This window comes from Micromonospora sp. AMSO12t, assembly GCF_008806585.1.
GTDB lineage: Bacteria > Actinomycetota > Actinomycetes > Mycobacteriales > Micromonosporaceae > Micromonospora > Micromonospora reichwaldensis.
Genome location: NZ_WAAS01000239.1, coordinates 1 through 9,807, shown reverse-complemented (window position 1 = coordinate 9,807; position 9,807 = coordinate 1). Strand labels below are relative to the sequence as shown.

Annotated in this window: 7 protein-coding genes and 1 pseudogene; 6 read left to right on the top strand and 2 right to left on the bottom strand. The window is 71.5% G+C overall.

What is annotated here, in order from left to right:
- Nucleotides 1-713, bottom strand: a 713-nt coding sequence (locus F6X68_RS25895) for a septum formation family protein (protein WP_370518986.1), incomplete at its 3' end; no start/stop codon positions are given.
- Here F6X68_RS25895 and F6X68_RS25890 point away from each other — a divergent pair.
- From F6X68_RS25890 to F6X68_RS25880, 3 genes and pseudogenes are all read left to right on the top strand, one after another.
- Nucleotides 595-2,253 (top strand): annotated as a pseudogene (locus F6X68_RS25890) (L-aspartate oxidase); the annotation flags it as partial. The gene F6X68_RS25895 and the pseudogene F6X68_RS25890 sit on opposite strands and share 119 nt — an antisense overlap.
- A complete protein-coding gene (gene nadC / locus F6X68_RS25885) occupies nt 2,250-3,146 on the top strand; it encodes a carboxylating nicotinate-nucleotide diphosphorylase (RefSeq protein ID WP_151456721.1) in 897 nt (298 codons plus the stop codon). The pseudogene F6X68_RS25890 and the gene nadC, both read left to right, overlap by 4 nt.
- A gap of 32 nt (nt 3,147-3,178) precedes the next feature.
- A complete protein-coding gene (locus F6X68_RS25880; protein WP_151456720.1) occupies nt 3,179-3,937 on the top strand; it encodes a type III pantothenate kinase in 759 nt (252 codons plus the stop codon).
- 13 nt (nt 3,938-3,950) lie between these two features.
- On the opposite strand, the gene F6X68_RS25875 is transcribed toward F6X68_RS25880, so the two are convergent.
- Nucleotides 3,951-4,691: a class I SAM-dependent methyltransferase gene (locus F6X68_RS25875; protein ID WP_151456719.1), complete on the bottom strand. Its 741-nt coding sequence runs from the start codon at nt 4,689-4,691 to the stop codon at nt 3,951-3,953.
- Nucleotides 4,692-4,782: 91 nt separating this feature from the next.
- Between F6X68_RS25875 and lysS the strand changes: the two genes are divergently transcribed.
- From lysS to F6X68_RS25860, 3 genes are all read left to right on the top strand, one after another.
- Entirely contained in the window at nt 4,783-6,291 is a 1,509-nt protein-coding gene (gene lysS, locus F6X68_RS25870; RefSeq protein WP_151456718.1) for a lysine--tRNA ligase, read from the top strand.
- A gap of 109 nt (nt 6,292-6,400) precedes the next feature.
- Nucleotides 6,401-6,751, top strand: coding sequence for an Lsr2 family protein (locus tag F6X68_RS25865; protein ID WP_165947879.1), 351 nt, complete (start codon nt 6,401-6,403; stop codon nt 6,749-6,751).
- A 461-nt stretch (nt 6,752-7,212) separates the two neighbouring features.
- On the top strand, nt 7,213-9,744 hold the full coding sequence (locus tag F6X68_RS25860) for an ATP-dependent Clp protease ATP-binding subunit (RefSeq protein WP_151456722.1): 2,532 nt from the start codon (nt 7,213-7,215) through the stop codon (nt 9,742-9,744).
- Nucleotides 9,745-9,807: the final 63 nt, after the last annotated feature.

Genomic DNA, 9,807 nt, shown 5'->3' with positions numbered 1-9,807 from the left:
CGCGTCGATGACGGTGCCTCCGTGCGGCGCTTCTCAGCGGCCCGCCGGGCACCCTCGCCGTGGCAACCGCACCAGTCTACCCGAGGTGATTCCGCGCGTTCCGGCAGTCCCCTTATCACCGTTCCCGGCGGACGGACCACCACCCCGCTGCGAAAGCGCAGGTCGGCGTCGTCGGGCACCCCCACGTAGCGGCTGAGCACCGAGCGGCAACCGGCGTACAGCGGGGCCCAGTCGGCGGCCCGGGTCGGGTACGGGCGGTCGGGCGCCCGCCACACCCCGACGAACTCGGCGTCGTGCCGGGCAGCGCAGTCGACCGGGAGCAGCGTCCGCACCGAACCGCCCCGGGAGCGGGCCTGCTGGCAGCCGAGGCGTAGCGGGGACGGCCCCCGCAGCGCGTCCCGGAGGCTGCCGGTGCGGACCACCACCGTGGCGGCGGCCTCGACGGTGCTCACCTCGGTCAGGTCGCACCGGTACCAGCGGGCGCCCGCCGTCCAGCCCGCCCCGGACGGCACCGCCACCGCCAGCCGCAGCCGCCCCGCCCGCCAGTCGGCGCCCACGTGACCGGTCGCCCGGCCGTCGCAGTCGGCGAAGGCGCCCCGCAGCTCGGCCGAGCCGCCCGGCTGGGTGGAGACCACCGACGTGATCGTGGTCGGTTCCGGGGTGGCGGGCCTGACCGCCGCGCTGCACCTGCGCGAGGCGGGGCTGCACGTCACCGTGGTGACCAAGGTCGACATCGACGAGGGGTCGACCCGCTGGGCGCAGGGCGGCATCGCCGCCGTGCTCGACCCGCAGGACACACCGACCGCGCACGCCTCGGACACCGAGATCGCCGGCGTCGGGCTCTGCGACCCGGCGGCGGTGCGGGTGCTGGTCGAGGAGGGCCCCACCCGGCTGCGTGAGCTGATGCGGATCGGGGCGGAGTTCGACCGCAACCCGGACGGCTCGCTGATGCTGACCCGGGAGGGCGGGCACCGGGCCGACCGGATCGTGCACGCCGGCGGCGACGCCACCGGGGCCGAGGTGCAACGCGCCCTGCACGCCGCCGTGCGCCGCGACCCGTGGATCCGGCTGGTGGAGCACGCCCTGGTGCTGGACCTGCTGCGCGCCCCCGGGGACTCCCCGGAGGGGCTCGGCCAAGCCTGCGGCATCACCCTGCACGTGCTCGGCGAGGGCAGCGAGGACGGCGTGGGCGCCATCCTGGGCCGGGCGGTCGTCCTGGCCACCGGCGGGATGGGCCAGATCTACGCGGCCACCACCAACCCGGCCGTGTCGACCGGGGACGGGGTGGCCCTCGCGATGCGGGCCGGCGCGGCGGTGACCGACGTGGAGTTCGTCCAGTTCCACCCGACCGCGCTGATCACCCCGGCCGGCGCCGGCGTGCCCGGCGCCGGGCACGCCCAGCAGCCGCTGGTCTCCGAGGCGTTGCGCGGCGAGGGCGCCCACCTGGTCGACGGCGACGGCAAGCGGTTCATGGTCGGGCAGCACGAGCTGGCCGAGCTGGCGCCCCGGGACGTGGTGGCCAAGGGCATCCACCGGGTCCTGCTGGCCACCGGCGCGGACCACGTGTTCCTCGACGCCCGGCACCTGGGCGGTGACTTCCTGGCCCGGCGCTTCCCGACCATCGTCGCGTCCTGCCTGGCCATCGGGGTCGACCCGGGGACCGACCTGATCCCGGTCGCCCCTGCCGCCCATTACGCCTCCGGTGGCGTCCGCACGGACCTGCGCGGCCGCACCTCCATCCCCGGGCTGTACGCGTGCGGCGAGGTCGCCTGCACCGGCGTGCACGGCGCGAACCGGCTGGCCAGCAACTCGCTGCTGGAGGGGCTGGTCTTCTCCCGGCGGATCGCCGAGGACATCGCGGCCGGGCTGCCCGAGCAGGCCCAGCCGGCGGCGACGGGCGCCTGGGTGGGCGGCGAGGGCTGGGTGGTGCCGGCCGAGGCGACGCCGACGCTGCAACGGGCGATGACCCGGGGCGCGGGCGTGCTCCGCTCGGCGGAGACCCTCGCCGCGACCGCCGGCGTGCTGACCGGGCTCGGCGAGGGCCGGGGCCGGCCCCGGACGGCCGACTGGGAGGCGACGAACCTGATCACCGTGGCGTCGGCGCTGGTCGCCGCCGCGTACGCCCGCCAGGAGACCCGGGGCTGCCACTGGCGGGAGGACTTCCCGACGGCCGACGAGCGGTGGCACGGCCACCTGGTCGGCGCGGTCGGGGCGCAGGGCCGGCTGACGCAAGCGTGGGAGGGAACCCGATGACGGAGTCGACGGAACGGGCACTGCGGGACGCCGGCCTGGATCCGGCGCAGGTGCGGCGGACGGTCGAGGCCGCGCTCGCCGAGGACCTGGGCCCGGACCTCCTGGACGTCACCAGCGTCGCCACCATCCCGGCCGGGCAGACCGACACGGCCGACCTGGTGGCCCGCGCCGACGGCGTGGTGGCCGGGCTGGCCGTGGCGGCGGCCGTGTTCGAGCTGGTCGGCGAGGCGACCGGCGCCGGTCGTACGGTCGAGGTGTCGGTGGTGGCCCGCGACGGCGAGCGGGTGGCGCGCGGCGACGTGCTGGCCACGGTGACCGGCCCCACCCGGCTGCTGCTGACCGCCGAGCGCACGGCGCTCAACCTGCTCTGCCGGATGTCCGGGGTGGCCACCCACACCCGGGCCTGGGCGGACGCCCTGGCCGGCACCAAGGCGATGGTGCTGGACACCCGCAAGACGACCCCGGGCCTGCGCGCCCTGGAGAAGTACGCGGTCCGCGCGGGCGGCGGCACGAACAAGCGGATGGGCCTGCACGACGTCGCGATGATCAAGGACAACCACAAGTTCGCGGCGGGCGGCATCACGGCGGCCTTCCGCCGGGTCCGGGAGACCTTCCCGGACGTGCCCGTGCAGGTCGAGGTGGACACGGTCACCGAGGCGGTGGAGGCGGTCGAGGCCGGGGCGGACTTCCTGCTGCTGGACAACATGACCCCGGAGATGCTCACCGAGGTGGCCGCCCTGGTGGGGGACCGGGCGGAGCTGGAGGCGACCGGCGGGCTGACCCTCGACGTGGCGGCGCGGTACGCGGCGACCGGCGTCGACTTCCTGTCGGTCGGGGCCCTGACGCACTCCTCGCCGATCCTCGACATCGCCATGGACCTGCGCACCGCGTGAACCGGCGGCCGGGCGTTGTCTAGGCTGCGAGCGTGCTGCTCTGCATCGACATCGGAAACACCAACACCGTGCTGGCGACCTTCGACGGCGACAAGCTGGTGCACTCCTGGCGGATCAAGACCGATGCGCGGGCGACGGCCGACGAGCTGGGCCTGAAGTTCCGGGGCCTGCTCGCCGCGGACGCCGTCGAGATCACCGGGGTCGCGGCCTGCTCCACGGTCCCGGCCGCGCTGCGCTCGCTGCGCAACATGCTCGCCCGTTACTACGCGGACCTGCCGAGCGTGATCGTCGAGCCCGGCGTGCGCACGGGGGTGCAGCTCGCCATCGACAACCCCAAGGAGGTGGGCGCCGACCGGGTGGTGAACACCCTGGCCGCGTACACCCTCTACGGTGGGCCGTCGATCGTGGTGGACTTCGGCACCACCACCAACTTCGACGTGATCAGCGCCCGGGGCGAGTTCCTCGGCGGCGCCTTCGCCCCGGGCATCGAGATCTCCTTCGACGCGCTCGCCGCCCGGGCCGCCCAGCTGCGCAAGGTGGAGGCGGCCAAGCCCCGCTCGGTGATCGGCAAGAACACCGTCGAGTGCCTCCAGTCCGGCCTCTACTTCGGCTTCGCCGGGCAGGTGGACCGGATCGTCGAGCGGATGATCGAGGAGATCGGCGAGGTGAGCGCGGTGATCGCCACGGGCGGGCTGGCCTCGCTGGTGATCAACGAGTGCCACACGATCACCCATCACGAGCCGATGATCACCCTGATCGGCCTGCGGATGGTCTACGAGCGCAACCTCTGAGCGTGGCGGTGGCTCAGCGGCGTCGGGCGCGGAAGACGAACGTGCGGTAGGGGAGTTCGACGGACTCCCGGCCGGCCAGGTCGGGGTGGCTCGCGAAGAGCTCGCCGATTTCCCGGTCGATCCTGTCCTGTTCGTCGATGGACGCGGTCAGCCAGAAGGAGCGGGTGTGCAGCATCGCGACCACCTCGTCGGGGGTGAGCGTCGTGGTGTGGGCGAATTCCCCCAGCTCCGTCGGCTCGAAGGCGGAGCCGAAGTCGCCGTACTTCTCCACCACGCTGCCCGCGTTGTCGCCGAGGTGGGCGATCCGGCTCAACTCGGCGACCCAGTCGACGCGCTCGTCCCGGGTGTTCCAGATCGGGGCGAACGTCCCGCCAGGCCGGAGCAGCCGGGCGACCTCGGCGTGCGCCCGCTCCCGGTCGAACCAGTGGTACGCCTGCCCGACGAGCACCGCGTCGGCCGTGCCGTCGGGCAGCGGCACCGCCTCGGCGCTGCCGGCCAGGGCAGTCGTGCCCGGGGTGGCTACCTCCAGTTGGGCGCGCATCGCGGGGTCCGGCTCCACGGGCACCACCTCGTGGCCGAGAGCGAGCACGCCCCGGGTGAGGATGCCGGTGCCGGCTCCCAGGTCGGCGACGCGGGCGGGCGCCTCCACCCCGGCGAGCGCCCACCGCAGGGCGGCCTCCGGATAGCGGGGTCGAAACCGGTCGTACTCGCGTGCGGCGACCCCGAACGACAGGGCGGGAGTGGGGTCCGTCATGGCGGGCAGGTTATCCCGTAACGCCTCGCTGGGGCCTTGAGTACGCTCGGGGCCTGACCCCGCCCGAAATCTCCTTCTGAGGAAGCGTGCCGTGACCGAGCAGAACCCCGTGCCAGTCGATCCCGCCGACGACCTTCCCGAGCAGATGAAGGTCCGCCGGGAGAAGCGGGACCGGATGCTCGCCGAGGGCGTCGAGCCGTACCCCATCGGATTCCCCCGGACCAGCACGCTGGCCGAGATCCGCGAGAAGTACGCCGAGCTGCCCACCGACACCGCCACGGGGGACCAGGTCTCGGTCACCGGCCGGGTGATCTTCGTACGCAACACGGGCAAGCTCTGCTTCGCCACCCTGCGGGACGGCGACGGCACGGAGTTGCAGGCCATGCTCTCCCTCGACCGGGTCGGCCCCGACCGGCTGAACGACTGGAAGCGCCTGGTCGACCTCGGTGACCTCGTCGGCGTGACCGGCGAGGTGATCACCAGCCGGCGCGGCGAGCTGTCCGTGCTGGTCGAGCAGTGGGCGGTGACGGCGAAGGCGCTCCGCCCGCTGCCGGTGGCACACAAGCCGCTGAGCGAGGAGGCGCGGGTCCGGCAGCGCTACGTGGACCTGATCGTCCGCCCACAGGCCCGCCAGATGGTGCGTACCCGGGCCACGACCGTGCGCAGCCTGCGCGAGACGCTGCACGGCCGGGACTTCATCGAGGTGGAGACTCCGATGCTCCAGCTGCTGCACGGCGGCGCGGCGGCCCGGCCATTCGTGACCCACAGCAATGCGCTCAGCACCGATCTGTATCTGCGAATCGCGCCGGAACTGTTTCTCAAGCGGGCCGTCGTCGGCGGCGTCGACCGGGTCTTCGAGATCAACCGCAACTTCCGTAATGAGGGTGTCGACTCTTCGCACTCGCCCGAGTTCGCGATGCTCGAGGCATACGAGGCGTACGGCGACTACGACACCATGGCCGAGCTGACCCGGAATCTCGTGCAGCAGGCGGCGATCGCCGTCAGCGGCTCGACCGTGGTGACGCACGCCGACGGCCGGGAGTTCGATCTGGGCGGCGAGTGGCCCTCGGTGACCCTCTTCGGGGTGCTTTCCGAGGCGCTCGGCGAGGAGGTCACGGCACGCACCGAGCGCGCCCGGCTGGTGGAGTACGCCGACAAGGTCGGTTTGGCGGTCGACCCGAAGTGGGGGCCGGGCAAGCTGGCGGAGGAACTGTTCGAGGAACTGGTGGTGCCGAGCCTCCAGGCGCCCACCTTCGTCCGCGACTACCCGGAGGAGACGAGCCCGCTGACCCGGGCGCACCGCAGCGAGCCCGGGCTGGCCGAGAAGTGGGACCTCTACGTGCTCGGTTTCGAGCTGGGGACCGCGTACTCCGAGCTGGTGGACCCGGTGGTGCAGCGGGAGCGGCTGGTGGCCCAGGCCCAGCTCGGCGCCCGCGGCGACGACGAGGCCATGCGGCTGGACGAGGACTTTCTCCGGGCGATGGAGTACGGAATGCCGCCGGCCGGGGGTATGGGAATGGGAATCGACCGGCTCTTGATGGCGCTCACCGGCCTGGGAATTCGGGAAACCATCCTCTTCCCCCTGGTTCGCCCGGAGTAGCCGCGCATCTCCACCGGGTCGTTACCGCATCCTATTGACGCGGCAAGCGCCGCGCGGGTTATTGTGCTTACAGTTTGCAGGAGCACCCTGCTCGAAAGGAATGTGGGACGTGGCCAAGCAGATCATTCATAAGCTGGTCGATGACCTGGACGGCGGGGACGCTGACGAGACGGTCAAGTTCGCGCTCGACGGCGTTCAGTACGAGATCGACCTGTCTAGCTCCAACGCCGAGAAATTGCGCGACGTATTCGCCTCGTACATCGCCCACGGCACCAAGGTGGGCAGGGGCGGCGTCGTCGTCGGCGGCCGGGCCGCGCGCGGCCGGGGTGGCGCCACCGCCGACCGGGAGCAGAACAAGGCGATCCGCGCCTGGGCCAAGAAGGCCGGCAAGGACATCTCCGACCGGGGTCGGATCCCCCAGGAGATCGTCGACGAGTACCACGCGAAGGCCGGTCACTGACCGGGACCGCCGACGGGCGACACCGACGCCGGGCCGGAGCACGACTCCGGGCCGGCGTCGCCGTATCCGCCCGGGGTCGCGTCCGAGGGGGAAGAATTCCGTCCCGACGGTCGTTGTCCACAGCCGGTGGAGAGTCTGTCCACAGCCTGTGGACAACTCCCGAACGGCTCGGATCCGGGCCGCGTCGGCACCGGCGCGACCCGCACGACGGGTCCGGGACCGGGGTCGAATTTCGCTCTGCGCGTACAGGCAGGGGTACCGGAACACCCCCTGAGCGCGGACGGTTGTGCAAAACGACGCGTACACGGCTTCCGACGGGGACACACGACCTCAGCGGAGTCGGTCCGCGGCGATAGAGTAAGGAGGCACGGACGCCCGTCCCGGTCGTCCGCGCACCGGCCCCGCCACGACTTCTTGACCATCAAGATCGAGTGCGCACGGCACGTGAGGAGCACGAGGGCATGTTCGAGCGGTTCACCGACCGAGCGCGACGGGTTGTCGTCCTGGCCCAAGAAGAGGCCCGGATGCTCAACCACAACTACATCGGTACGGAACACATCCTGCTGGGCCTGATCCACGAGGGTGAGGGCGTCGCCGCCAAGGCTCTGGAGAGCCTCGGCATCTCCCTGGAGGGTGTGCGGCAGCAGGTCGAGGAGATCATCGGCCAGGGTCAGCAGGCGCCGAGCGGGCACATCCCGTTCACGCCGCGGGCCAAGAAGGTGCTGGAGCTGTCGCTGCGCGAGGCGCTGCAGCTCGGCCACAACTACATCGGCACGGAGCACATCCTGCTCGGCCTGATCCGCGAGGGCGAGGGCGTCGCCGCCCAGGTGCTGGTCAAGCTCGGCGCCGACCTCAACCGGGTCCGCCAGCAGGTGATCCAGCTGCTCTCCGGCTACCAGGGCAAGGAGCCGGCCGCGGCGGGCGCCACGCCGGGCGAGGCCGCGCCGTCCACCAGCCTCGTGCTGGACCAGTTCGGCCGCAACCTGACCCAGGCCGCCCGCGAGGGCAAGCTCGACCCGGTCATCGGGCGCGAGAAGGAAATCGAGCGGGTCATGCAGGTGCTCTCCCGCCGCACCAAGAACAACCCGGTCCTGATCGGTGAGCCCGGCGTCGGCAAGACCGCCGTGGTGGAGGGGCTGTCCCAGAAGATCATCAAGGGCGAGGTGCCCGAGACGCTGAAGGACAAGCAGCTCTACACGCTCGACCTCGGTGCCCTGGTCGCCGGTTCCCGCTACCGCGGTGACTTCGAGGAGCGCCTCAAGAAGGTGCTCAAGGAGATCCGCACCCGCGGCGACATCATCCTCTTCATCGACGAGATCCACACCCTGGTCGGCGCGGGTGCCGCCGAGGGCGCGATCGACGCGGCGAGCATCCTCAAGCCGATGCTGGCCCGTGGCGAGCTGCAGACCATCGGCGCGACCACGCTCGACGAATACCGCAAGCACCTGGAGAAGGACGCCGCCCTCGAGCGCCGCTTCCAGCCGATCCAGGTGGGTGAGCCGTCGCTGGCCCACACCATCGAGATCCTCAAGGGCCTGCGCGACCGCTACGAGGCGCACCACCGGGTCAGCATCACCGACGCGGCTCTCGTGGCCGCCGCGACGCTGGCCGACCGGTACATCTCCGACCGCTTCCTGCCGGACAAGGCGATCGACCTGATCGACGAGGCCGGCGCCCGGATGCGGATCCGCCGGATGACCGCGCCGCCGGACCTGCGCGACTTCGACGAGCGCATCGCCCAGGTGCGTCGCGACAAGGAGTCCGCGATCGACGCGCAGGACTTCGAGCGCGCCGCCCAGCTGCGCGACAAGGAGAAGCAGCTCCTCGGCCAGAAGGCCCAGCGGGAGAAGGAGTGGAAGGCCGGTGACCTGGACGTCGTCAGCGAGGTCGACGACGAGCAGATCGCCGAGGTGCTCGGCAACTGGACCGGCATCCCGGTCTACAAGCTGACCGAGGAGGAGACCTCGCGCCTGCTGCGCATGGAGGACGAGCTGCACAAGCGCGTCATCGGCCAGGAGGACGCGGTCAAGGCGGTCTCGAAGGCGATCCGGCGTACCCGGGCCGGCCTGAAGGACCCGAAGCGTCCGTCGGGCTCGTTCATCTTCGCCGGCCCGTCCGGTGTCGGTAAGACCGAGCTCTCCAAGGCGCTCGCCGAGTTCCTGTTCGGCAGCGAGGACGCCCTCATCCAGCTGGACATGTCCGAGTTCCACGACCGCTACACGGTCTCCCGGCTGGTGGGTGCCCCTCCCGGCTACGTCGGCTACGACGAGGGCGGCCAGCTGACCGAGAAGGTGCGGCGTCGGCCGTTCTCGGTGGTCCTCTTCGACGAGATCGAGAAGGCCCACCCGGACGTGTTCAACACGCTGCTCCAGATCCTGGAGGACGGTCGGCTCACCGACGGTCAGGGCCGGATCGTGGACTTCAAGAACACGGTCATCATCCTGACCACCAACCTGGGCACCCGCGACGTCGCCAAGGCGGTCTCGCTCGGTTTCCAGGCGTCGGAGGACTCCGAGTCCAACTACGACCGGATGAAGCAGAAGGTCAACGACGAGCTCAAGCAGCACTTCCGGCCTGAGTTCCTCAACCGGATCGACGACACCATCGTCTTCCATCAGCTGCGCCAGCTGGAGATCCTGTCGATCGTCGACATCATGATCCAGCGGATCGAGGGCCAGCTGCGGAACAAGGACATGGGTCTGGAGCTGACCGACAACGCCAAGAAGTACCTGGCGAAGAAGGGCTTCGACCCGGTCCTCGGTGCGCGTCCGCTGCGTCGCACGATCCAGCGCGACATCGAGGACAACCTGTCCGAGCGGATCCTCTTCAACGAGCTGATCCCGGGTCAGATCGTGGTGGTGGACTGCGAGGGCGATCCGGAGGACATCGACAAGTCCAAGCTCATCTTCACGGGCGCGGACCGGCCGGCCACCGTGCCGGACGCCGTCCCGGCCGACCTCGGTGGCACCGCCGCCGCAGGCGCGGACGAGTAGGACCGAAACAGCACGAGGGCGGCGGCCCGGTGGCACCAGCCACCGGGCCGCCGCCTTCTTTCC